Annotated in this window: 18 protein-coding genes and 2 pseudogenes; 9 read left to right on the top strand and 11 right to left on the bottom strand. The window is 61.1% G+C overall.

What is annotated here, in order from left to right; translation table 11 throughout:
• Nucleotides 1-23 precede the first annotated feature (23 nt).
• A complete protein-coding gene (locus ACEN2T_RS06925; RefSeq protein ID WP_442116489.1) occupies nt 24-746 on the top strand; it encodes a polyphenol oxidase family protein in 723 nt (240 codons plus the stop codon).
• 55 nt (nt 747-801) lie between these two features.
• On the opposite strand, the gene ddlA is transcribed toward ACEN2T_RS06925, so the two are convergent.
• Nucleotides 802-1,896 (bottom strand): D-alanine--D-alanine ligase, encoded by a 1,095-nt coding sequence (gene ddlA, locus ACEN2T_RS06920; RefSeq protein ID WP_095183755.1) that lies wholly within the window; start codon nt 1,894-1,896, stop codon nt 802-804.
• A 43-nt stretch (nt 1,897-1,939) separates the two neighbouring features.
• Entirely contained in the window at nt 1,940-2,578 is a 639-nt protein-coding gene (locus tag ACEN2T_RS06915; RefSeq protein WP_095183754.1) for a LysE family transporter, read from the bottom strand.
• 136 nt (nt 2,579-2,714) lie between these two features.
• Here ACEN2T_RS06915 and ACEN2T_RS06910 point away from each other — a divergent pair, with 136 nt between their 5' ends.
• Nucleotides 2,715-3,524, top strand: coding sequence for an AraC family transcriptional regulator (locus tag ACEN2T_RS06910; RefSeq protein WP_442116488.1), 810 nt, complete (start codon nt 2,715-2,717; stop codon nt 3,522-3,524).
• Between the two features lie 22 nt (nt 3,525-3,546).
• Here the strand turns inward: ACEN2T_RS06910 and ACEN2T_RS06905 are convergent, their stop codons facing one another.
• Nucleotides 3,547-4,893 carry an MFS transporter gene (locus ACEN2T_RS06905; RefSeq protein WP_442116564.1) on the bottom strand — a complete coding sequence of 449 codons (1,347 nt, stop codon included), beginning with the start codon at nt 4,891-4,893 and terminating at the stop codon, nt 3,547-3,549.
• 122 nt (nt 4,894-5,015) lie between these two features.
• Here ACEN2T_RS06905 and ACEN2T_RS06900 point away from each other — a divergent pair, with 122 nt between their 5' ends.
• Nucleotides 5,016-5,900 carry a LysR family transcriptional regulator gene (locus tag ACEN2T_RS06900; protein ID WP_032886062.1) on the top strand — a complete coding sequence of 295 codons (885 nt, stop codon included), beginning with the start codon at nt 5,016-5,018 and terminating at the stop codon, nt 5,898-5,900.
• A 3-nt stretch (nt 5,901-5,903) separates the two neighbouring features.
• On the opposite strand, the gene ACEN2T_RS06895 is transcribed toward ACEN2T_RS06900, so the two are convergent.
• From ACEN2T_RS06895 to ACEN2T_RS06880, 4 genes and pseudogenes are all read right to left on the bottom strand, one after another.
• Nucleotides 5,904-6,479: a flavin reductase family protein gene (locus ACEN2T_RS06895; RefSeq protein ID WP_442116487.1), complete on the bottom strand. Its 576-nt coding sequence runs from the start codon at nt 6,477-6,479 to the stop codon at nt 5,904-5,906.
• Nucleotides 6,480-6,538: 59 nt separating this feature from the next.
• Nucleotides 6,539-6,970: pseudogene (locus tag ACEN2T_RS06890) on the bottom strand (methyl-accepting chemotaxis protein); the annotation flags it as partial.
• A gap of 111 nt (nt 6,971-7,081) precedes the next feature.
• Nucleotides 7,082-7,765 (bottom strand): annotated as a pseudogene (locus ACEN2T_RS06885) (PAS domain-containing protein); the annotation flags it as partial.
• A 198-nt stretch (nt 7,766-7,963) separates the two neighbouring features.
• Complete coding sequence (locus tag ACEN2T_RS06880) at nt 7,964-8,296, bottom strand: DUF2790 domain-containing protein (RefSeq protein ID WP_099601911.1); 333 nt, start codon at nt 8,294-8,296, stop codon at nt 7,964-7,966.
• A 225-nt stretch (nt 8,297-8,521) separates the two neighbouring features.
• Between ACEN2T_RS06880 and ACEN2T_RS06875 the strand changes: the two genes are divergently transcribed.
• The 3 genes from ACEN2T_RS06875 (at nt 8,522) to ACEN2T_RS06865 (ending at nt 12,237) form a co-directional block, all read left to right on the top strand.
• The gene (locus ACEN2T_RS06875; RefSeq protein WP_339482543.1) at nt 8,522-9,841 is read left to right on the top strand and encodes an OprD family porin; all 1,320 of its coding nucleotides are present in this window, start codon (nt 8,522-8,524) and stop codon (nt 9,839-9,841) included.
• 339 nt (nt 9,842-10,180) lie between these two features.
• Nucleotides 10,181-10,855 (top strand): heavy metal response regulator transcription factor, encoded by a 675-nt coding sequence (locus ACEN2T_RS06870; protein ID WP_032886055.1) that lies wholly within the window; start codon nt 10,181-10,183, stop codon nt 10,853-10,855.
• Nucleotides 10,852-12,237 (top strand): heavy metal sensor histidine kinase, encoded by a 1,386-nt coding sequence (locus tag ACEN2T_RS06865; RefSeq protein WP_099601909.1) that lies wholly within the window; start codon nt 10,852-10,854, stop codon nt 12,235-12,237. Before ACEN2T_RS06870 ends, ACEN2T_RS06865 begins: the two co-directional genes overlap by 4 nt.
• Nucleotides 12,238-12,555: 318 nt before the next feature.
• Here ACEN2T_RS06865 and ACEN2T_RS06860 read toward each other — a convergent pair whose 3' ends face one another.
• The 4 genes from ACEN2T_RS06860 to ACEN2T_RS06845 all read right to left on the bottom strand — a co-directional run bounded on the left by ACEN2T_RS06860 (nt 12,556) and on the right by ACEN2T_RS06845 (nt 19,529).
• On the bottom strand, nt 12,556-15,690 hold the full coding sequence (locus tag ACEN2T_RS06860) for a CusA/CzcA family heavy metal efflux RND transporter (protein ID WP_032886050.1): 3,135 nt from the start codon (nt 15,688-15,690) through the stop codon (nt 12,556-12,558).
• A gap of 18 nt (nt 15,691-15,708) precedes the next feature.
• Nucleotides 15,709-16,815 (bottom strand): efflux RND transporter periplasmic adaptor subunit, encoded by a 1,107-nt coding sequence (locus tag ACEN2T_RS06855; protein ID WP_442116486.1) that lies wholly within the window; start codon nt 16,813-16,815, stop codon nt 15,709-15,711.
• Between the two features lie 18 nt (nt 16,816-16,833).
• Nucleotides 16,834-18,054, bottom strand: coding sequence for a TolC family protein (locus tag ACEN2T_RS06850; RefSeq protein ID WP_442116485.1), 1,221 nt, complete (start codon nt 18,052-18,054; stop codon nt 16,834-16,836).
• A gap of 185 nt (nt 18,055-18,239) precedes the next feature.
• The gene (locus tag ACEN2T_RS06845) at nt 18,240-19,529 is read right to left on the bottom strand and encodes an MFS transporter (RefSeq protein ID WP_442116484.1); all 1,290 of its coding nucleotides are present in this window, start codon (nt 19,527-19,529) and stop codon (nt 18,240-18,242) included.
• 185 nt (nt 19,530-19,714) lie between these two features.
• On the opposite strand from ACEN2T_RS06845, the gene ACEN2T_RS06840 reads away from it, so the two are divergent.
• The 3 genes from ACEN2T_RS06840 (at nt 19,715) to acpA (ending at nt 23,367) form a co-directional block, all read left to right on the top strand.
• Nucleotides 19,715-21,133, top strand: coding sequence for a short-chain fatty acid transporter (locus ACEN2T_RS06840; RefSeq protein WP_032886043.1), 1,419 nt, complete (start codon nt 19,715-19,717; stop codon nt 21,131-21,133).
• Between the two features lie 130 nt (nt 21,134-21,263).
• The gene (locus ACEN2T_RS06835; protein ID WP_339484612.1) at nt 21,264-21,584 is read left to right on the top strand and encodes a hypothetical protein; all 321 of its coding nucleotides are present in this window, start codon (nt 21,264-21,266) and stop codon (nt 21,582-21,584) included.
• A gap of 82 nt (nt 21,585-21,666) precedes the next feature.
• Entirely contained in the window at nt 21,667-23,367 is a 1,701-nt protein-coding gene (gene acpA / locus ACEN2T_RS06830; RefSeq protein WP_122680426.1) for an acid phosphatase, read from the top strand.
• The last annotated feature ends 34 nt before the right edge of the window (nt 23,368-23,401 follow it).

Here is a 23,401-nt window from a genome sequence, read left to right as displayed (position 1 = left end):
CTTTATTGAACGGAGGTGATCCCTTGCATCAGGCTGAAAATCTCGCTGCCATCCCTGGCATCGACCACGGTTTCTGTTCGATAGATGACCCACTGCGCCCGGATGACGTGTTCATCTGCAAGCAAGTGCACAGCGCCTCAGTGATTGAATGGCAGGCGGGCCAGGTACCCAACACGATCGAGGCCGATGGTGTGTTGACGCACCACACTCACCCGATCGCGGTGATCACAGCAGATTGCCTGCCCATTCTGTTCGCATCGAAAACGGGCGAACGGGTCGCCGCAGTACATGGCGGCTGGAAGGGGCTGCAACGCGGGATCATCGCCACCGTCATGCAGCGCTTTGCTGCCGAGGGGATACCAGCCAACCAGTTGCAAGTGGCTATCGGCCCTTCGATCAAGCCGTGCTGTTATGAGGTGAGCGAAGGGTTTATCGCCGAGTTCCAGATTGACCAGAGGCACCTGTGGCAACACGGCCTGGCACCGTGGAGCTTGGAGCAACCGGCACCACTGCGGTCACCGAAAATTAGCCCGCCCCATGCAAGGCAAGCAGGTAGCGCATGGTTTGACTTGAGCGGCTATGGGTTGTTGTTGCTGCAAGCGGCGGGTATCAAGCGAGAGCAGATCGACGTGAGCGAGGTATGCACTTACTGCACCTCGCCGACGTTTGCCAGCTATCGCAGGAGAACCCATCACCCGGCGGAAGCGAAGACGTTGATTTATTCGTGGATTGCTCGTAAACCCTGACGAACCTACGCCCCCTTGTGGCGAGCAGGCTCGCCACAGGTATTTACCCCATCCGTTAGCGGCTGATCTTCAACCCCTTACGCCCCGCATGCCGCTCCAGCGCCAGCTCAATCAACCGGCTCACCAACTCGCTGTAGCTCATTCCCGCCGCCTGCCATAACTTGGGGTACATGCTGATGCGGGTGAAGCCGGGCAGTGAGTTAATTTCGTTGATCAGCACTTCGCCGTCGTCGGTCAAGAACACATCGACCCGCGCCAACCCTGCGCAGCCCAGCACGTCAAACGCTTCAAGGGCCAAGCGGCGAATACGCTCACTGGCTTCATGGCTGATATCAGCCGGCACCACCACCTGGGCCGCCTGGCCGTCGATGTATTTGCTGTCGTAGGAGTAGAAGCCGCTGCTCACCACGATCTCGCCGCAGCCGCTTGCGACGGGGTTTTCGTTACCCAGCACCGCGCATTCTATTTCGCGGCCGCGCACGGCGGATTCCACCAGCACCTTTTGATCAAACCCCAGCGCCAGTTCAACGGCGGTGTGGTACTCGGCCTCGTTGCCAACCTTGCTCACACCCACCGAAGAGCCCTGGTTGGCCGGTTTGACGAACATCGGCAGGCCGAGTTTATTCACCGCAGTTTCAAAGGAAGTGCGCGCGGCGTTGCTGCGGGTCAGGGTAATGAACGGCGTCACGGCAATGCCTGCGTCGCGCAGCAAGCGCTTGCTGATGTCCTTGTCCATGCACACTGCCGAGCCGAGCACGTCGGAGCCGACGAAAGGCAAGTCAGCCATGCGCAGCAGGCCTTGCAGGCAGCCGTCTTCGCCGAGGGTGCCGTGGACGATGGGGAAGATCACGTCGATGTGTGCCAGCAGGCCGTTGCCGGAGGTTTCCACCACCTGCTGGCTGGCTTTGCCGGGCACCACCGCCAGTTCGCGGTTGGATTGGTTAAGAGCGATGAGTGCCGGGTTTTCCTGGTTGATCAGGAAGTTCGAGGTGTCGTTGAGGTGCCAGTGGCCGGCCTTGTCGATGCCGATCAGGACCGGCTCAAAGCGTGCACGGTCAAGCGCATCGACAATATTGCGCGCCGACTGCAACGAGACCTCGTGCTCAGCCGAACGACCACCAAAAATAATCCCCACCCGCACCTTGCTCATGACTCGCCTCACTGTTGAAAGTAAGGCTTCTTACCACGGGCGGTCAGCGATTCGCTACCAGATGTGCGCCGAACAACACGTAGCAACCACCGGCAAAACGATCGAGCCATTTGCGTGAGCGACTGTAGAGGTTGGCCATGCGCGCACTGGAAAACACCAACGCCACGCAGGAATACCAACTGAACGACAAGCTGGCCATGGTGATCACCGCCAGGGTCAGCAGCATCGGCGACGGAGACGGCGGCATGGTGGAGGCGAAGATGGTAGCGACGAACAACGCGGCCTTGGGGTTGGACAGGTTGCCCAACAACCCCAGGCGCCAAGCGGAAAACAGCGAACGTCGCGTGTCATCCGGCAATAGGCTCTGGCCCATCGCCGGTGCCGAGCGCTTGAACAGTTTCAGCCCCAGGTAAATCAGGTAGCAGCCGCCGATGATCTTGAACGCCAGGTACAACATGGGCGCAGCGGTAAACAGCGATTTGATGCCCAGGCCACCCGCCAGCCCCCACATGATCGTGCCGGTGGACACGCCCGCCGAAGCCACCACGCCATGGCGGCGCGAACAACTGGCAGCCAACTGTGCCGTGTTGAAGAAGTTGGGCCCAGGCGTGACCACCGCCACCGTCCACAGCAGGGCCAGCGAGACCAGGGGAGCCACGTAGGCGGGGTTGATAACTTCCATTGGGCAGCTCCATCAGCGCAGGGACGAGCAAGGAGCATAGACCTCGCCAATCGCCTGCACAATCGTACAAGACCCCGGCAGACAAGGGTTGCAGACTGGGTTAACGTATTTCCATATCTTCTTGTGACACGCCACCATGGGCAACCCCACCCACACTCTCGACTGGCTGCACCGCGCCCCGCATGCCAGCGGCCTGGATCGTATCGAGGCGTACTTTGCGGGCTTTGCGTTCGACCCCCATCGCCATGACACCTACGCCATCGGGCGTACCTTGTCTGGCGTGCAGAGTTTTCACTACCGCGGCGACATGATCCACAGCCTGCCCGGCACGACCATGGTGCTTCATCCCGACGAGACCCACGACGGCCAGGCCGGCAGCGACGAAGGCTTCAAGTACCGGATGATCTACGTGGAGCCGTCACTGATTCAGCAGATACTCGGCGGCAAGCCGCTGCCGTTTATCCCCAGTGGTTTATCCACTGACCCAAGGCTGTTCCGCGCCAGCGAAGTGCTGCTGCAGAACCTCGATCATCCGATTGACCCGTTGCAGGAACAGGACGCGATGTTCGACCTGGCCCATGCGCTCAACAATGCGTCGGGGGCGATCGTCAGCCGTAAGACCTTCGATTACGTAGCCGCCGAGCGCGCCCGGGAGTTTATCCACAGCACCCTGGGCCGCAGCATCACCCTGGACGAAATCGCTGATCACGCTGGCCGCGACCGCTGGGCATTGTCGCGGGATTTTCGCGTGCTGTTCGGCACCAGCCCCTACCGCTACCTGACGATGCGCCGGCTGGACCTAGTGCGCAGTCTGCTGGCGCAGGGACAGTCGCTGGTGGACGCCGCGCTGATCGCCGGCTTCACCGACCAGAGCCACATGACCCGGCAGTTTCGCAGCACCTACGGCATGCCGCCGTCCCGGTGGGTGAAGATGCTCGGGCGCTGAGTCAGCGTTTTAAACATGCACTCTAAATGGGGGCTTGCTGTGATGAGTTCGACATGGGATGGCGCTCTTTCAGCGCCAGCACCAACACCGCTCCCACCAGCGCAATCGCCGCACTCCACCACAACGCCAACTCGATCCCACCCGCATTGGCCACCGACACCAACACCGCCAACCCCAACGCGCCACCAATCTGCTGGCTGGTAGACGCCATCCCCGCCGCCACGCCCTGCTCCCCAGGACGGATGCCTAGCCCGGCTGCCACCCACATCGCCGTCCACGTCATGCCCTGGCCAATGCTCAGGATGAAAATCCCCGGCAGCAGCGACCAGAATCCCACCCCGGTGGGCAATGCCCAACACACCAGCGCAATCCCCACCGCGCCGGCCAATTGCCCGCTGACCAAGGTGTTGCGCAGCCCCAGCCGCGCCATCGAGCGTTCCGCTAGCCAGATGCCAAATGTGCACACCAAGGTTGCCGGCAAAAACGCCAAGCCCGCTTGCAACACGCTATAGCCGTAGACCTGCTGGTAATACAGCGCCAGGAAGTAGTACTGCACGCCAAAGCTGCTCATGAACACTGCCGTCAGTACCATGGCCATGCGCAATTCTCGATAAGCCAGCAAGCGCAGCGGCATCAGCGGATCGCGGCCGCGATGTTCAATCCAGGCGAACAGCCCCAGCAATGCCACAGCCAAGGCGATACAACCGAGGGTCGACGGTGCCGCCCAGCCCCACTCGGGGCCTTGCACCAGGGAAAACACCAGCAACGTACCGCCGACGGTCACGGTCAGCGCGCCGCTGATATCGAAATTACGGCCGTGGGCCCGCGCGCCATCGGCAGGAATCCAATAACGCGCCGCCCATGCACAACCTCCAGCCAACGGCACGTTGACCAGAAACACCGCCTCCCAACCCCACACCTGGGTCAGCACACCGCCGAGCAAGGCGCCGAGCGCCAACCCCGCGGCTGACGCTGCGCTCCATACCGCGAACGCACGGTTGCGTGCCGGACCTTCGGCGTAGTGGGTGTTAATCAACGCCAGGGTCGCCGGGAACAACAGCGCACCGCCCACGCCCTGCACTGCTCGCGCCAACACCAGTAACACCGCGCTGCCGCCGACCACTGCCGCCAGCGACGACAGCGCATACAGCGACTGGCCCACGCGATACAGGCGGCGCTTGCCCAACAAGTCAGTGGCACGGCCACCCAGCAACAAGAAACCGCCAAACGCTACGCTGTAGGCACTGACCACCCACTGCAATTGCTGGGCAGAGAAATCCAAGTGAGTGCCGATCTGCGGCAGTGCCACAAATACGATGGTGGCATCAAGGGCGATGATCAACTGAGCGGTGGCCAGTAACGCCAGCATCCAGCCTGAAGGTCGTGAGGGAGACATCACAGCGTCCTGTCCGAAAATGAAGTGCCGCCAGTGTCTTTTATGCGGGCCAAGTGATAAATAGCCCTACCACTCTTTCAGTAATGACTTTAATCATGGATCTGAATGCTGTTCGCCTGCTGGTCCGCGTGGCCGAAGCCCGCAGTTTTACCCGTGCGGCGGGTGATCTGGGGCTCACTCAGTCGGGCCTGTCCCGCGCCATCTCACGCCTGGAAAACGAATTGGGCGTGCGCCTGCTGCAACGTAATACGCGCAGCGTCAGCCTGACCCCCGATGGCCAGATGCTCTACGAGCGCAGCGCGCCGCTGCTGGCGGAACTGGCCGAAACCGAAAAGCTGATGCTCGACCGTCGCTGCAGCCCATCGGGCCTGTTGAAAATCAGTACACCTTCATTGTTCGGCCGCAAGGTGGTGATGCCGGTCATCGGCGAGTTGACCTTGCGTTACCCCGAGTTGCGCATCGAAGCCGTAATGACCGACCGCCTGGTGGATATCGTCGATGAAGGCTTCGACGCGTTGTTGCGCACCGGAGAAATCCAGGACCAACGCCTGATCGCCCGTAACCTGGCACCCCTGCGATGGATCACCGTTGCCGCACCCGCCTATCTGGCGCGCTTTGGTACTCCGCAGACAATTGATGAACTCAAGGACCACCACTGCCTCACCGTGCGCAACTTACGTACCGGCCGTATGGTGGATTGGCAATTCATGATCGACGGCAAAGTGCAGGACGTCAGTGTCGAGGGGCGGCTGATCTTTGATATCGGTGATGCGATGGTCGACGGCGCCGTGGGAGGCTTTGGCATTGCCCAGGTAATGGATTTCGCCGTGCGGGATGACCTGGCCACAGGACGCCTGGTGCCAGTATTGGAGACAGTCGCCGGGCGCAGCCGGGGCATCTCGTTGGTCTACCCGCCATCCCGGCAGTACTCGCCAAAATTGATGGCGTTTGCCGAGGCGCTGGCAAACGCACGCTGGTGAGGCTTAGAGCTGCCGCCCCACAATCGGCTGGCCGATGCTCAGGAAATTGCCGCCGGCTACATGGTGCAAAGTGCGCAACTCATCATGACCTTCAAAGTGCCAGTGGCCGTCACTGAACACCCGCTCGTCGGCATAGGCCGCGACCACTTCGCCGAGGAACAGGTCATAGGTCTGCTGGTTGTGGGGTTCGGGAAGCAGGCAACATTCCAGCCAGGCTACGCAGCCTTCCAGCAAGGGCGCATCGGTGTGTTCACCGCTGAAGGTTTGCAAGCCATACGTGGCGAACTTGTCGCGCTCGGTGCCGGTGGTATTGCCGACGGTCTGAACCAGATCGGCCTGGGCCGCGCAGGGCACCTGCAGCACGAACGTGCCGGCGCCCTCCAACAGCTGACGGGTCCAGGTGGCCTTGTCCAGCACCACAGCGACTTTCGGCGGTTCGAAGTCCAGCGGCATGGCCCAGGCCGCCGCCATGATATTGCGCTGGCCGCTGTGGGCCGCACTGACCAGCACGGTCGGGCCGTGGTTGAGCAAGCGATAGGCCTTGGACAGCGGAACGGGGCGGCAGTGGGCAGGGCTCATGGAGGATCGGCTCTTCTAAACGGAAAAACCTACGATACCTCAAGCATGAGCCCCACGGGTCAGGTCGACAGTTGGTTCGCGAATTGCCCCACAGCGCTGACCACCTTCTGTGCGCCGTCCTGGATCTCCACAATCACCGTGCCCGCTTCCGCCGCCAGGGCCAGACCTTGCTCGGCTTGCAGACGGCCGTCGGTCATCAGGGCTACCGCATCGCGGGCCATGTCCTGGTTCTGACGCACCACACCGACGATTTCCTCGGTGGCTTTGCTGGTACGCGACGCCAACTGGCGGACCTCATCGGCCACTACCGCAAAACCGCGGCCCTGCTCGCCGGCGCGCGCCGCCTCGATGGCCGCGTTGAGCGCCAGCAAGTTGGTCTGCTCGGCGATGCCGCTGATGGTCTTGACGATGGTGCCTATCACCTGGGATTGCGCGTTCAGCGCCTCAATGCCTTCACCGGCCTGTTGCATGTGCGTAGCCAGATCGCGCATCACTTCCACCGCCTGAGTCACCACCGTGGTGCCGCGTTGGGCGCTGTTGTCGGTTTGCAGGGAGGTGGTGTACGCAATGTTCGCGGCGTCGGCCACCGTTTGTTCTCGGTTGACCTGATCGGTGATCACCGTAGCGAACTTGACCACTTTGTACAGGCGTTCATTGGCGTCCATCACCGGGTTGTAGGTAGCTTCCAACCACACCACATGCCCACGGCTGTCCACACGCTTGAAGCGCGCGGCGACGAACTCACCGTTGTTCAGACGATTCCAGAAGTTCTGGTACTCGGCGCTGTTGTACTCCTGCGGCTCACAGAACATACGGTGATGTTTGCCCTGGATCTGCGCCAGGCTGTAACCCATGCCGCCGAGGAACCGATCATTCGCGGTGAGCACATGGCCGCCCAGGTCGAACTCGATCACAGCGGTGGAACGCACAAGTGCAGTAATCAGGTTTTCATGCTCGCGCGATGCTTCGATGGTGCGGGTCAGGTCGCTGGCGTAAATCGAAAAATGCTTGATGCGCCCATCGGAACTGCGCACCGGCTGCACGATCGAGCGCAGCCACACTTCCAGGCCATTGCCACGCATCAACCGCACAGTGCCAGCGAAGTGCTCGCCACGTCGCAGTGCGTTGTTGAAGCGCTGCTGGAACTCATCCCTGCGTACATGAACAGGTACCAAATCTTCGATGGGGCGCCCCACAATATTGCTCGACTGGTAAGCCAGCTCCTGCAGGAAATTGGCATTCGCCCATTCCACCCGACCTTCGGCGTCCAGCGTCAGGCACAACATTTCGCTTTCCAGGCTCTCCTTAACCTGCTGCAAGCTGGACAATTCTTCGCGAAGAGCCGACAGCTCCTGCTTCAAACGGGTGTTGAACATTGGTCACCGATGGTCAAATGGAGAAAGAAAGATCTGACATGCATCGGCCCTGCGGAGCCTTTCTGAAGCGTACTTTAGTGCCATTCCCGACTCTTTTTTTTGACGCCATTAACTGCCGTTATTTCGACACACGCCCATGACTTGATATTCCAAGGTAGTGAGTGTTCCGCTGGAGTCCTCATAGGTCATGCGCGAGGGCACAGGGTTACAGGCGCGGATCGGCGGTGTGACGTTGACCACCTTGGCAATGTCCAGGTCCATGCCATAGCGATACACCTGCACCTGGGGCGCGGGTTTGCCGTTTCTCTCCGCGTAGGCGGCCATGGCTTTTTCATTGCGCTCCATCATTCGGTCAAAGGTGCGGTCACCGCCGCCTTCGGCCAGTGCCCCGAATGACAACGTAGCGATCAATACACCCAAGCCAATGCGATAAAAGTTCATGGTTAATTCCTCGACTGAAAGTTCAGTGCCGAGACTAACCAACCCACCCTGTCACGATGTTCACCAGAACATTACTTATTTGTTAGACGGCGGGGAGTTTCCAGAATTGTAATGTTCAAGCCATCCAATCGTTATCCACGGTTTGCAACTATCAGCCCGGGCCAAATCAATAAAAACGCCCACCTCCATAAGAAGCTGATAACTGCCAATACCGAGGAGCGAAACATGCAGATCCGTTATTACACCCTTCCCCTATCACTGTGCGCCGCTTTACCCCTGGCGGCGGTAGCGGTTGAAGACACGCCCGAAGGGTTTATCGAAGGCAGCAGCCTGAACGTGCTGGCGCGCAATTTTTACTTCAATCGCGATGATCGCAAGGGCCAATCCAGCCCGACCGGCAATGGTTATTCGGAAGCCTGGGCCCAGGGTTTGATCGGTAAATTCGAGTCTGGCTTTACCCAGGGCACCGTGGGGTTTGGCCTGGACGCCTTCGCCATGGTCGGCGTGAAGCTCGACTCGGGCACCGGCCGCAGCGGCGGCAAGGGCTCGTTCGGCGTGATGCCGGTGGACAGCAACAACCATCCCGAAGACAGCTACAGCAAAGTGGGCGGCGCGGCGAAATTGCGCGTATTGGACACGGTGATCAAGGCCGGCGACGTGTTCCCGCTTACGCCGGTGGTGGCCTACGGCGATTCACGGGTGCTGCCGGAAAGCTTCCGTGGCGTGACCGCGCAGAACACCAGCCTGGAAGGCCTGACCTTGCAGGGCGGGCGCCTGAGCGGCATGAGCCAACCGGCTGAAAGCGGCATGAACAAAGGTTTTGCGACGTTTTACGCAGGCCCCGTGGACTCGCCCTGGATCGCCTATGGCGGCGGCGATTACCAGTTCAACAAACACCTCAGCCTAAGCCTCTATAGCAGCCGACTCAAAGACGCGTGGAACCAGTATTACGCGGGCAGCGCGGCCAGTTACCCGCTGAGCGACGACGTCTCGTTGTTCGGCGACGTCAACGTCTATAAGGCTGTGGACGAAGGTAAAAAACTGCTCGGTGAATTCGATAACACCATCTGGAGCGCCCGACTCGGCGTGAAGGTCGGCGCCCACAGCCTGGCCGTGTCCCATCAACGCAACAACGGCGATGACGACTTCGACTACCTGCGCAACTCGGACTCGATCTTCCTCAACAACTCGATCCAGTACAGCGACTTCAACTCGCCCAAGGAACGCTCGTGGATGGTTCGCTATGACCTGGACATGCAGGCCTTCGGCATCCCCGGCCTGTCGTTCATGACCCGCTACGCCAAAGGCACCGGCGCCGATTACAGCAACGCCAACGCGGTGTACATGCGCCGCGATTCAGCCGGCGATCCGCTCACCGATCAACGCCGATGGGAGCGGGATATCGAAGCCAAGTACGTGGTGCAAAGTGGCAACTTGAAAGATCTGTCGCTCAGGCTGCGCCAGGCCACCGTGCGTTCAAGTGCGTTCGAGTCGGACCTGGAAGAAGTTCGCGTGATTATCGAGTATCCGTTGGCCGTGCTCTAGGTGTTCCACTTACATTCAGTTGCCGATGCCGTACATCTGTTCACAAGTTGAAGTCTGTCAGAACTGTAATATCGGCCCCACCTTCTCGTTAAGTTGCACTTTTTATACTGCACATCGAACACACTTCATCTCTGCAGCTTTTGTGTAGCTCCTTTGGAACAGAGATGAATTTTTACGCCCCGTCTGGGGCGTTTTTTTTGTGCGTGTGTTCAGCGACGAATCGTCGCAGCGGCCTGGGCTGCCTTGACCCTAAAGCTACTTCAGGCTTCAGAGTTTTCTACAGATCCCTCAGAGCCTCTATGAGGCCATCTCCTTTCGTTTCCTTGAAGGTAAATCCCCATGCGTATCCTTGTGGTTGAGGACGAGCAGAAAACCGCCGATTACTTGCAGCAAGGCCTGACCGAAAGCGGTTACGTCGTCGACTGCGCCGCCAGCGGCATCGACGGTCTGCACCTGGCCAGGCAAAACACCTATGAACTGGTGATCCTCGACGTCAACCTGCCCAACACCGACGGTTGGGAAGTGCTGGAGCAACTGCGCCGTGAGGGCAATCAGCGCGTGATGATGCTCACAGCGCGCGGGCGCCTGGCCGATAAGATCAAGGGCCTGGACATGGGCGCCGACGATTACTTGGTCAAACCCTTCGAATTTCCCGAGTTGCTCGCCCGCGTGCGCACCCTGCTGCGGCGCAGTGAACATATCCCGCTGCCGGAGGTGCTGCGCGTCTCGGACCTGGAGTTGGACCCACGCCGGCATCGTGCCTATCGCGGCAACCGGCGCATCGACCTGACCACCAAGGAGTTCGCCCTGCTGCATGTGCTGATGCGCCAGACGGGCGAGGTGATGACCCGCACGCAGATTATTTCCCTGGTGTGGGACATGAACTTCGATTGCGACACCAACGTGGTGGAAGTCTCCATCAGCCGCCTGCGCGGCAAGGTCGATGACCAGAGCGAGGTCAAGCTGATCCACACCATTCGCGGCGTGGGTTATGTGCTGGAAGCGCGCCAATGAAGACCAGCAGCCTATCGATGCGCCTGGGCCTGACGGTCAGCCTGATGGGCGCGGGGCTGGTCGTACTGCTCGCCACCCTCGCCTACCTGGCCCTGACCCACGAATTGGAAAACCTCGCGCGCAAAGGCCTGGAAAACAAGATGGAGCAGTTGGAACACAGCCTGCGCCAGGATTTAAAACCCCACGACATCGCCGCCCGCCCTCACTCGTTGCTGGACTTGGTGATGGGCCACGACAACATCTACCTGACCATCACCGGCACCCAGCCTGACGCGCCGGTGCTGCTCAGCGTCGGCGCCAAACCTCAGCAGCCGCTGTTGCTCGACGCCCCCGCCGGCAAAAACCTGGCCTACGTGAATTGGGTGGACGGTCGCGACAATCGCATCCTCACCGCCACCCACGTGATGCCCTTGCGCGGCGGCGAGTATGTGCGGGTATTGCTGTCGCTGGACCGCTCCGACGATGAAGCGTTACTCAGCGCCTACCTGCGCTCCACCGTGATCGCCTTGCCGTTGTTGTTGATCCTGATCGGCATGGGCGCCTGGTGGCTGGTGCAACGCGGCTTGGCGCCATTGAAGCAGTTCAGCCATGTGGCGGCCCAAGTCACCACCCAGGACCTGACCCATCGGTTGTCTGTGGATAACCTGCCCAAGGAACTGGGCGAGTTGGCACAAGGTTTCAACGTGATGCTCAATCGCCTCGATGCCGGGGTGCAGCAGCTGTCGCAATTCTCCGACGACCTGGCCCACGAACTGCGCGCGCCGTTGACCAACCTGATGGGCAAGGCCCAAGTGACCCTGTCCCGCGAGCGCCCTTCGGACGAGTACAAAGCCGGGCTGGAATCCTGCACCGAGGAAATGGAACGCCTGTCGCGCATCGTTTCCGACATGCTGTTTCTCGCCCAAGTCAGCCACCCGGCGGCACGGGCCGGGTTTGGCGCGGTGTCACTGGGGGACGAAGCGCAGCGGGTGATCGAACTGTTCTCCCTGAGTGCCGAGGACAAGCAGGTCACCCTGAGCCTGCGCGGCGACGCGTGGGTGACCGGGGATCGCCTGATGATCCAGCGCGCCATCTCTAACCTGCTGTCCAACGCGATCCGCCACACGCCCAGCGGCGCCAGCGTGTTGCTGCTGGTGGAAACCTACGACCAGAGCGTGGCGCTGTCGGTGGGCAACCCCGGCCGAGGCATAGAAACGCAGCACCTGCCGCACCTGTTCGAACGTTTCTACCGCGCCGACAGCAGTCGCACCCGCGCCGAAGGCGGCACCGGGCTGGGACTGGCCATCGTGCAATCGATCATGCACCTGCACCAAGGGCACGCCGACGTCAGCAGCCAACCAGGGTGCTTTACGCGGTTCAGACTGGTGTTTCCCCTTCCTTGAACACGCCGTTTTTTAGTGATCAGGCTTGTTGTGGTGACCGGGCTTATTGTGGTCACCGCACTTGTTGTGGTGAGCGGGATTATTGTGGTCACCGCACTTGTTGTGCCGATCGAGCTTATTGTGATCACCGCACTTGTTGTGCCGAGCGGGATTATTGTGGTGAGCGGGCTTGCCCCGCGCTGGGCTGCGAAGCAGCCCCAAAAACAGGCGCTGCGGTTTGTCTTAAAAACCCCGGTAGCCGGATTAGGGCCGCTTCGCAGCCCAGCGCGGGGCAAGCCCGCTCACCACAGACACCGCAGAAACCCCGCTTCAACTACTTCAACCATTGCCCTCTTCTTTGCGATGCGCCCACTGGTACAACGCCGGCAACACCAGCAAGGTCAGCAACGTCGAAGAAATAATCCCCCCGATCACCACTGTCGCCAGCGGCCGTTGCACCTCGGCCCCGGTGCCGGTGGCCAGGGCCATGGGGATAAATCCGAGGGACGCCACCAGTGCGGTCATCAACACTGGGCGCAGTCGGGTCAGAGCGCCTTCGTTGATCGCCACCGACAATGAGCGCCCTTCCTCGCGCAGGTTGCGGATAAACGCAATCATCACCAGGCCATTGAGCACCGCCACACCGGACAACGCGATAAAGCCCACCCCTGCCGAGATCGACAGAGGAATATCCCGCAGCCACAAGGCCATGATCCCACCCGTTAACGCGAACGGAATGCCGGTAAACACCAGCAGCCCGTCCTTGAGGTTGTTGAACATCATAAACAGCAAGCCGAACACCAGCAGCAACGCCACCGGCACCACGATGCGCAAGCGCTCGGAGGCTTCCTTGAGCTGTTCGAACTGGCCGCCCCAGGTGGTCCAGTAGCCCGCCGGTACTTTCACCTGATCGGTGATGGCCGCTTCGGCCTCTGCCACAAACGAACCAATATCGCGCCCACGCACGTTGGCGCTGACGATCACCAGGCGCTTGCCGTTCTCGCGGCTGATCTGATTCGGACCGAGCACCAGGTCCAGGCTGGCAACTTGGGACAAGGCAATAAAACCCAGTTGCCCGGAGGCCAGCGCCGGCACCGGGATCAGCAGCCGCGACAGGCCGTCGATATCGGTGCGCAGGGCGTCGGACAAACGCACAACCATGTCAAAACGGCGGTCGCCTTCATACAACGTACCGGCCTGGCGCCCACCGACGGCCACCGCAATAGTGTCCTGCACATCACCGACATTCAGGCCAAAACGCGCAGCCTTGTCGCGGTCGATATTGATGGTCAGCACCGGCAAACCGGAGGTCTGTTCCACCTTCACTTCCGAGGCGCCATCAAGCTTCTGCAAGGTCTCGGCGATTTCCCCGGCGGTCTTGTTCAACACCGCCATGTCATCGCCAAACACCTTGACCGCCACATCACTGCGTACCCCAGAGATCAGCTCGTTGAAGCGCAGTTGGATAGGTTGCGACAGTTCATACGCGCTGCCGGGCACGATCGCACTGGCGCGCTGGATGTCCGCAATCAGCGTTTCGCGGGTTTTGTCCGGATCGGGCCATTGGTCCTTGGGTTTAAGCATCACGTAGCTGTCGGAAATATTCGGCGGCATCGGGTCAGAGGCGATTTCTGCGGTACCGGTGCGCGCAAACACCCGCTCGATTTCCGGCACCTGGGCCATCAATACTTTCTCAAGCTGCTGCTGCATCTGCACCGATTGCGTGAGGCTGGTGCCGGGCACACGCAGGGCCTGTTGGGCGAAATCGCCCTCGCTGAGGCTGGGGATAAATTCACTGCCCATGCGGCTGGCCACCGCGCCCGAACCAACGATGGTCAGCAGCGCCAGACCGAACACCAGCGGACGGCGCGTCATCACCCAATCCAGCACCGGCGCGTAGACCCGGCGTGCGCTGCGCATCACCAGGTTTTCCTCTTCCTTGACCTTGCCGGTGACAAACAGCGCAATCGCCGCCGGTACGAAGGTCACCGACAGAATCATCGCGCCCAGCAGGGCGATCACGACAGTGAAGGCCATGGGGTGGAACATCTTCCCGGCCACACCGGTGAGGGCGAAGATCGGCAGGTAGACGACCATGATGATCAACTGCCCAAAGATCAACGCACGCCGTGCCTCCTTGGCGGCGGAGAACACTTCGTGCAGGCGCTCGCTGCGGGTCAACAGACGACCGTGGCGCTGTTGCGCGTGGGCCAGGCGGCGGATGGCGTTCTCGACGATCACCACCGCGCCGTCCACGATAATGCCGAAGTCCAGCGCGCCGAGGCTCATCAGGTTGGCGCTGACTTTGTTGGTGAACATGCCGGTGAAGGTGAACAGCATCGCCAGGGGAATCACCATCGCGGTGATCAACGCCGCCCGGATATTGCCCAGGAACAGAAACAGCACCGCGACCACCAACAGCGCCCCCTCAAAGAGGTTCTTCTTTACCGTGGCAATGGCTTTTTCGACGAGGTTGGTACGGTCGTAGACCGTCACCGCCACCACGCCTTCGGGCAGCGAGCGGTTGATGTCTTCGAGTTTTTTCGCCACGGCCTGGGACACGCTGCGGCTGTTTTCGCCGATCAACATAAACACCGTGCCCAGCACCACTTCACGGCCGTTTTCCGTGGCGGCGCCAGTGCGCAGTTCACGGCCGATCTCGACCTGGGCCACATTACGCACGCGAATCGGCGTGCCGTCCGCAGACGTGATGACGATATTGGCGATGTCATCAATGGACGCCAATTGCCCCGGTGCGCGGATCAGCAGTTGCTCGCCACTGCGCTCGATATAACCGGCGCCGACGTTGGCGTTGTTGCGCTCCAGCGCGGTGACGAGATCGTTCAAAGTCAGGTTGTAGGCCGCCAAACGCTTGGGATCTGGGGCGATCTGGTATTCCTTGGCAAAGCCGCCGATGGTGTTGATCTCGGCCACGCCGGGCACGTTGCGCAGTTGCGGCTTGATAATCCAGTCCTGGATCACCCGCAGGTCCGTCGGTGTGTAAGGCGTGCCGTCGTCCTTGAGCGCGCCGTCCTTGGCTTCCACGGTCCACAGGAAGATTTCCCCAAGCCCGGTGGAGATCGGTCCCATCGCCGTTTCGATGCCGCTGGGCAATTGCTCGCGCGCGACTTGCAAGCGTTCGTTGACCAATTGACGGGCGAAGAACAGATCGGTGCCGTCCTTGAAAATCACCGTGACCTGGGACAAGCCGGAGCGCGACAGCGAACGCGTTTGCTGCAAACCCGGCAGACCGGCCATCGCAGTTTCGATGGGAAAGGTAATGCGCTGCTCGGTTTCCAATGGCGAGAAACCAGCCGCCGCCGAGTTGATCTGTACCTGCACGTTGGTGATGTCAGGCACCGCGTCTATGGGCAATTTCTGATAGCTGGCGATGCCGACACCGGCCATCAACAGCACCGCCAGCAGCACGATGATGCGCTGCTCAATGGCGAATTGGATAAGGCGCTCAAACATGGGGAATCACTCGCAGGATCAATGGGCGTGCTCGGCCGAGCCTTTGCCCAGTTCGGACTTGAGGATGAAGCTGCCGACCGTGGCCACCTGCTCGCCGGCGTCCAGCCCCTGGCGCACTTCGACGTAGCCGTTTTCACTGACGCCCAGTTCAAGATGGCGAGTGATAAAACCGTCCGGGGTGCGCACGAACACCGAGGGTTTGTCCTCGACGGTCTGGATCGCTTCCTGCGGTACGGTGACCTTAGCCTGGGCGGTGTCCGTGGCCAGTTGCACCGTGACAAACAGCCCAGGGCGCCAGGCATCGTCAGGGTTGGGCACGCTCACGCGCACGGTGGCGGTGCGCGTTTGCTCGCCGAGTAGATTGCCGACGTAGGCCACGGTGCCGCGCACGTGGGTACCCATTTCCGTGGAACTGACGGTCACCGGTTTGCCGATGCGAACCTTGTTCAAGTCCTTGGGAAACACGCCGAAGGTGACCCACACCTGGGACAAGTCCGAGAGGGTAAAGGCGTTACTGGTTTCGCTCACGACCTCGCCAACACCGAGGTGTTTTTCAACCACCACACCGGCGAACGGCGCACGCAGCTCATACCGATTGCCGCCGACCAACACCGCACTGCCGCTGAGGGCAGTCATCTTCTGGCGGGCATTGTTCAGCGCGATTTCGGCCTCTTGCAGGGCCTGGCGCGCCAGCAGGTAATCCTGCTCGGCGGAGATCTTGTCCTGCCATAACTGGCCCTCACGCTGGAAGGTCGTACGCGCCAGTTCCACCCGGCGCTCGCTGGCAGCCAGCTCGCTGCGCTGGTCAGAAATCTGTTGGCTGGCGATCACCGCCAGCAACTCGCCCGCCTTCACTGATTGACCGAGATTGACCTTCACCGACTCCACAACTCCGGCAGCACGCGGGACGATGTGCGAGGTGCGGTCTTCGTCAAACCGCACTTCTCCCGGTAGCGTCAGCAAAGTACTGATCGGCCTGGGTTGGGCCTGGGCAAGTTGAATGCCGGCAGCCTCGATTTGCTGCGCGGTGAGTTCGAGTGCGCCTTCTTCTTCCTCGGCATTTGCCAGGCTCGACAGCATCAGGCCCAAGGCGACGGCAAGCGCCACGCCGTGTTTTCTATTCATAGGGGACTCCAGAAAAAATCAGAACCGGGCGAGGTCGCCGTAAATCCGCTCGATGCGCAGCCAGGCGTCGGTGGCCTGGGAGGTGGCCGTCAGGTATTGGGTGCGTGCCGCAATCAGGGTGCGCTGGGCGTCGAGCACGTCGAGGAAGTTGAACTTGCCCATCTCGAAGCCACGGGTGGCGGCGTCTACCGCGCTTTGGGCGGCGGGCAGGATCTGTTGGTTGAACGCGCGCACCTCGTTATTGGCGGCTTGCCACAGGTCGAGGGCCTGGCGGGTTTCGGTGCGCAGGCGAAGTTCGGCGGCATTGCGCAGGTCGCGGGCCTGATCAGCGCGGCGGGTGGCGGCAAGCACGTTGCCCTGGTTGCGGTTGAACAGCGGGATCGGCATCGACACCCCCACCAGGTTCACGCGCTCGCGCACGCTGGCGTCGTATTGGCTGCCGATGGACACATCGAGGTCGGGAATCCGCTGGGCTTTCTCCAGGCCCACATTGGCCTCGTTCTGCAGGATCTGCAGTTCGGCCAGGCGCAGCTCGGTGGTTTGCTCAAGGCGCACCAGCAATTGCGCAGCGGGCGGCAACGCGGGTGTGGATTGACTTGGCGGGGCGACGGACGCGAAGTCGGCGCTGGCGCTGCCCGTGCTGGCGGCCAGGCGACGATAGGCGTCGGTAAGGCCGATCTGTGCGCGGTTGAATTCCAGGCGGATTTCCGACAACTGCACTTGTGCGCGCGTGGCTTCCACCGGAGACGACTTGCCTGCGGTGACGCGACCATTGGCGACCACCAGACCACGCTCGGCCAAGGCCAGGGAGCGTTGCGCCAGATCGAGCCGCTCCTGGGCGCGAAGGGCCGCGTAATAGCTGTCGATCACGTCAGTGCGCAGGCTGTTGCGGCGCTGTTCCAGGGTCAGCGCGGCGGCGTCCTGAGTACGGGAAGCGACATCGATGCGTGCACCGCGCTTGCCGCCCAGTTCCAGAGTCTGGCTGAGCTTGATGGTGGTGGTGCGTGAGTCGCGGCGAGTGTCTTCGGCGTCCCAGGAAGCGACCGGATTGGGGATCAGCCCAGCCTGTTGGCGACCGCCCGCAGCGATATCAATTTCCCACTGCGCAGCGGCCAGGTCCGGGTTGTTGGCGAAGGCGTTTTGCAGGGCGCTATCGAGGGTCAGGGGTTGCGCCAGGGCCGCGTTTGCAGCCAACCACAACACTGTCGCCCCCATCAGTTTTTTAACGGAAATTGCCATAACGAGAGTTCCACGGCCATGAAGTCCAAGCGCTGGCAATGTAGCGCTCGCGACTTATCAGGTCGGTGGAGCAAAGATTACAAAATCGACAGCAAGGGCTCTGGGGCGGGCTTTTTCGTTGACGCTGCAAACGACCGTTTCAGTGACCAGGTTGATCAGTGCTCGGGCACGTTCCTAGCTGATCTTCACGCAGCTAACGTGTGACGCTTGCCAAACAGCGCCACACTCGCCACCCCCACTGCCCCCATCACCACGCAATACCCCACGCAAATCCATGGGCTGGTAAGCATTAACGCGATCAGCATCAGCGGTGTGGTGCTCGCCCACAGCGCATAGGCAATGTTGTAGGTAAAGGAAATCCCCGACACCCGCACCTGCGCCGGAAACAGCCCGACCATCACCGACGGCACCGCGCCCACCACGCCGCAGCTCAAGCCCGCCAAGGCGTACGCCGCACCCAGCCACACGCCGCCATTGATCAGGCTGGCGTACAACACCGCGATGCCCATTGGCAGCAACAGGCTGTAAACCAGCACCGCGCGCCAGGCGCCGATGCGGTCCACCAGCAGGCCGGCGAGGACGCAGCCGATGTTCAGGAACACGATGCCCAAGGCGCTCAGGGCGAAGGTGTGGCTGGGGCTCATACCGAAGGTTTTTTGCATCATGGTCGGGGTGATGACGACAAGGACCACCACCGCAGAGGTGAGCACACAAGTGAGGATCATCGCCGGCAACAATACGGCGCGGTGGTCGCGCAGTACGGTGCGCAGGGGCAGTTCGGCAGCGGCTTGGCGGCGGGCCTGCATTTCGAGGAACACCGGGGTTTCGCTGAGCCAGCGGCGCAGCCATACGCCGATCACGCCGAACACACCGCCGAGCAGGAACGGGAAACGCCAGGCGTAATCGAGGATTTCGGCCGGGGTGAAGACTTGCGCCAGCAGCGTGGCCGTCAAGGCACCGAGCAGGTAACCGAAGGTCAGGCCAGCTTGCAGGAAGCCCAACGCATACCCACGGTGATTGCGCGGTGCGTGCTCGGCGACGAAGGTCCAGGCACTGGGCACTTCACCGCCCACCGCCGCGCCTTGCAGCACGCGCAGCGCCAGCAGGATCAGCGGGGCGAAATAACCGATTTGCGCGTAGGTCGGCATAATCCCGATCAGCAGGCACGGCAGCGCCATCATCAGGATGCTTAGGCTGAACACGCGCTTACGCCCCAAGTGGTCAGCAAAATGCGCCATCAGGATCCCGCCCAACGGGCGCGCCAGGTAGCCGGTGACGAAGATGCCGAAGCTTTGCAGCAGGCGCAGCCACTCGGGCATTTCCGGGGGGAAAAACAGTTGGCTGAGGGTCAGCGCAAAAAACACGAAAATAATGAAATCGTAGATTTCCAAGGCACCGCCCAAGGCGGCCAGGCCCAGGGTTTTGTAGTCGGAGCGGGAAAAACGCTGCGCCTGTGAGGAAAAGGTGGCAGTCATGTAGAGGCTCGGCAGACAAACAAAATGGCGTGCAGGTTATGAGGTGAGCCGAAGGATGGCAATCGCCGCAGATATATTTGTTTTCCTCATGGATCGATGAAGATAACTGCATTCCCATATCAATGGCCGTGGAGGAACATGCGCGAAAACTGCCGCCCTCATAATAAATACAAGAGGTATGACCCGTGGCCGATGCTATCGAAGAAAGCCGCTATGCCCGATTTGCCCTGCGCTGCTCCAACTTCGCCGAACGCTGGTTCCCTGACTCCTGGGTATTTGCAGCCCTCGCGGTGATCATCGTCGCTGTGGCGACCCTGGGCATGGGCGCTGCGCCCACCGAGGCCGCCAAGGCGTTTGGCGATGGGTTCTGGAGCCTGATCCCGTTCACCATGCAGATGGCCTTCGTAGTGATCGGCGGTTACGTGGTCGCTAGTTCGCCGCCGGCAGTGAAACTGATTGACCGCCTGGCGCGCATCCCCAAGAACGGCCGTTCGGCCGTGGCCTGGGTGGCGTTGATTTCCATGGTCGCGTCGTTGCTCAACTGGGGCCTGTCCCTCGTGTTCGGCGGCTTGCTGGTACGGGCACTGGCGCGGCGTACGGATCTGCGCATGGATTACCGCGCCGCGGGTGCTGCGGCCTATCTGGGCCTGGGCGCGGTGTGGGCACTGGGCTTGTCGTCGTCGGCCGCTCAATTGCAGGCCAACCCGGCCAGCTTGCCGCCGTCGATTCTGTCGATCACCGGGATGATCCCGTTTACCGAAACCATCTTCCTGTGGCAATCCGGCGTGCTGTTATTGGCGCTGATCGTGGTGTCGCTGATCATCGCCTATGCCACCGCGCCCGGCCCGAACAGTGCCCGTGACGCCAAGGCCTGCGGCGTCGACCCAGCCTTCAACCTGCCCAAGCCGCAAGCACCGACCCGGCCTGGCGAATGGCTGGAACACAGCCCGCTGCTGACCATCTTGCTGGCACTGCTGGCGGCCGGTTGGCTGTTCCATGAGTTTTCGACCAAACCGGCGATCAGCGCCATCTCGGGACTCAACACCTACAACTTCCTGTTCATCATGGCCGGCGCCCTGCTGCACTGGCGCCCGCGAAGCTTCCTGGATGCCGTGGCGCGCGCAGTGCCGACCACCACTGGGGTGCTGATTCAATTTCCGCTGTACGGCTCGATTGCGGCCCTGATGACGGTGGTTAAAGGCGGCGACGGCCAGACCCTGGCGCACCATATCTCGACCTTCTTCACCTCCATCGCGTCCCACGACACCTATGCGCTGCTGATGGGCGTGTACTCGGCGGTGCTGGGCTTCTTTATCCCGTCGGGTGGCGGCAAGTGGATCATCGAAGCACCGTACGTGATGCAGGTGGCCAATGACCTGCAATACCACCTGGGCTGGGCGGTGCAGATCTACAACGCAGCCGAAGCGCTGCCGAATTTGATCAACCCGTTCTATATGTTGCCGCTGCTGGGTGTGTTGGGGCTGAAGGCACGGGATCTGATCGGTTTTTCGTTTGTGCAGTTGCTGGTGCACACACCGCTGGTGTTGTTTTTGCTGTGGGCATTGGGGACAACGTTGAAGTATTTGCCGCCAGTGATGCCGTAGGTCACGACGTTTCTGATGAAACGCATAGGGGTTGTCCCACGCCATGCGGCGACAACCCCTGACTCCTCCTGCCCGCGCCCTTGATTAACCTGACCCGGATAAATCCTCACACTAGACCAAGGAATATCCGATGCCCCCTCTATCCAAGACCCTGGAAACGCTGCTCAACGAAATTTACCAAGACGACAACGTATCGTTCGTCGAGTACAAGACCCTGCGCGACGAGGCCGACCGGCGCATGGACGCTGTTATCAGGGAGTTCGGGCTGCACAACAACGTGACGGCCTTCCAGAAAGCCATCGATGTGGCCATGCAGTTGCTGCAGACCAGCGTCATCGACGCCAAGAAAGACAAACTGACCGACACGGGCGAGGCCATCGTAAAAGATGCGATAACAGCCCAAGTAGAGTACTTGCGTGCCGGCAGCCAGTTGGCGCTGCGGCTGCTTTAAGCGCCTGTCTTCGTTCCGTCATATTGCGTTGCTACCGTCCTGCGAAATATCTTGCAACAACTCGCCAGCAAGGACTCCCGCAATGAGTGACGAGCACGAAGACCGCCCTTCCCCTGATTCCATCCCCCAACCATCTGTAGACAGCAGCCGCCGGCGTTTCCTGGGTGGTGCGGCGGTGTTGGGGGTGGGTGCGACCTTGAGTGCCTGCGGCAACACCAGCGAAGCGCCCGGAAAACCGGTAGCGCGACCGCTCACACCTCAAGAGCTGGACAAGGCCTTGCACGACCAAGTGAAAACCGTGGTAGTGATCTATGCCGAGAACCGCAGTTTCAACAATCTGTTTGCGGATTTCCCAGGTGTCGAGAAACCGCTCTCCGCGCTTTCCGCGACCGATACTCAGCAACGCGACCGCGACGGCAGCCTGTTGACCACCCTGCCACCGGCCTGGGGCGGAGTGCTGCAAGTCGGCCCGCAAACCGTGGACGGGGTGACCTACCCCAGCGAAGTGCAATTCCAGGAAAACCTGCCCAACGCCCCTTTCGACCTCAAGGGCCCGAGTGGCGAGGACCTGCCCTTGAGCCTAGTCACCCGCGACTTGTGGCATGTGTTTTACCAGAACCAGATGCAGATTAACGGCGGCAAGAACGATGGCTTCGTTGCCTGGGCGGACTCCGGCGGGCTGGTGATGGGCCGTTACGCCCAAAGCCGCTATTCCCTGCGCCTGTGGGACGTGGCCAAGGAGTTTGTGCTCTGCGATAACTTCTTCCAGGGCGCATTCGGCGGTTCATTCCTTAACCATCAATACCTGATCAGCGCTACGGCGCCGGTGTATCCGAACGCAGCAGCGTCGGTGGCCAAGGCGCAGATCGCCACGCTGCAAAGCGATGACCCCACCGACACGCGCCTCAAACCGCTGGAAAAATCTCCAGCAAGCGCCATGACCGGTCCACCGCAATTCGGCCCCAGCGCGCTGACGCCGGACGGTTACGCAGTCAATACCTTGGCCCCGCCCTACTGGCCGACCTGGATTCGCGACCCGCAGAATCCGGACTATTCCAAGCCCGACCTGCCCAACGTGCTGGTGCCACAGACCCACGAGCACATCGGCGACAAGCTGTCGAAAAAAAACGTCGACTGGGCTTGGTACGCCGGAGCCTGGCAAGCGACGCTGGATCAGTTCAAGGATTCGGGAGGTATTCCGAAAATCCCGAACTTCCAATACCACCACCAGCCGTTCAACTACTTCAAAAAACAGGGCCCCGAGAACCGTGCCGAGCGCGACAAGCGCCTGCGCGATGGGGGATTGGGCGATGAGTCCAGCACCAACAAGTTTTTCGCCGATGCCCAGGCCGGCAAGCTGCCGGCGGTGACGTTCTATAAACCCCAGGGCAACCTGAACATGCACGCTGGTTACGCCGACGTGGCCTCGGGCGATCGCCATATTGCCCGCGCCTTGAAGGTCCTGCAGGAAAGTCCACAGTGGAAAAACATGGTGGTGGTCGTCACCGTCGATGAAAACGGCGGCTGGTGGGACCACGTCGCACCACCTAAGGGTGATCGCTGGGGCCCTGGCACGCGGGTTCCGGCGCTGGTGGTATCGCCGTTCGCACGTAAAGGCACGGTGGACCACACGGTATACGACACCGCATCAATCCTGCGATTGATCACCCGAGTCTTCCAACTGGAGACGCTGGACGGTCTCAAACAGCGCGATGATGCAATGATCGCCCGTGGTCAGAAGCCCATGGGCGATTTGAGCAACGCGTTGCAGTTCAACGTGTAGGACGCTTATCCAATAGCGACACGCCCGGCGATTT

Origin of the sequence: Pseudomonas sp. W22_MBD1_FP4 (assembly GCF_052113765.1) — a bacterium.
GTDB classification, from domain to species: domain Bacteria; phylum Pseudomonadota; class Gammaproteobacteria; order Pseudomonadales; family Pseudomonadaceae; genus Aquipseudomonas; species Aquipseudomonas sivasensis.
Note: the sequence above shows the minus strand (reverse complement) of the source record. Positions and strands in the feature narration are given on the sequence as shown.

Coding starts and splice junctions, on each gene's coding strand:
- ACEN2T_RS06860 (WP_032886050.1), bottom strand. CDS start 15,690: ATGTTTGAGCGCCTTATCCAATTCGCCATTGAGCAGCGCATCATCGTG.
- ACEN2T_RS06875 (WP_339482543.1), top strand. CDS start 8,522: ATGCAGATCCGTTATTACACCCTTCCCCTATCACTGTGCGCCGCTTTA.
- ACEN2T_RS06915 (WP_095183754.1), bottom strand. CDS start 2,578: ATGGAAGTTATCAACCCCGCCTACGTGGCTCCCCTGGTCTCGCTGGCC.
- ACEN2T_RS06855 (WP_442116486.1), bottom strand. CDS start 16,815: ATGAATAGAAAACACGGCGTGGCGCTTGCCGTCGCCTTGGGCCTGATG.
- ACEN2T_RS06900 (WP_032886062.1), top strand. CDS start 5,016: ATGGATCTGAATGCTGTTCGCCTGCTGGTCCGCGTGGCCGAAGCCCGC.
- acpA (WP_122680426.1), top strand. CDS start 21,667: ATGAGTGACGAGCACGAAGACCGCCCTTCCCCTGATTCCATCCCCCAA.
- ACEN2T_RS06905 (WP_442116564.1), bottom strand. CDS start 4,893: ATGCTGGCGTTACTGGCCACCGCTCAGTTGATCATCGCCCTTGATGCC.
- ACEN2T_RS06880 (WP_099601911.1), bottom strand. CDS start 8,296: ATGAACTTTTATCGCATTGGCTTGGGTGTATTGATCGCTACGTTGTCA.
- ACEN2T_RS06850 (WP_442116485.1), bottom strand. CDS start 18,054: ATGGCAATTTCCGTTAAAAAACTGATGGGGGCGACAGTGTTGTGGTTG.
- ACEN2T_RS06910 (WP_442116488.1), top strand. CDS start 2,715: ATGGGCAACCCCACCCACACTCTCGACTGGCTGCACCGCGCCCCGCAT.
- ddlA (WP_095183755.1), bottom strand. CDS start 1,896: ATGAGCAAGGTGCGGGTGGGGATTATTTTTGGTGGTCGTTCGGCTGAG.
- ACEN2T_RS06865 (WP_099601909.1), top strand. CDS start 10,852: ATGAAGACCAGCAGCCTATCGATGCGCCTGGGCCTGACGGTCAGCCTG.
- ACEN2T_RS06835 (WP_339484612.1), top strand. CDS start 21,264: ATGCCCCCTCTATCCAAGACCCTGGAAACGCTGCTCAACGAAATTTAC.
- ACEN2T_RS06870 (WP_032886055.1), top strand. CDS start 10,181: ATGCGTATCCTTGTGGTTGAGGACGAGCAGAAAACCGCCGATTACTTG.
- ACEN2T_RS06895 (WP_442116487.1), bottom strand. CDS start 6,479: ATGAGCCCTGCCCACTGCCGCCCCGTTCCGCTGTCCAAGGCCTATCGC.
- ACEN2T_RS06845 (WP_442116484.1), bottom strand. CDS start 19,529: ATGACTGCCACCTTTTCCTCACAGGCGCAGCGTTTTTCCCGCTCCGAC.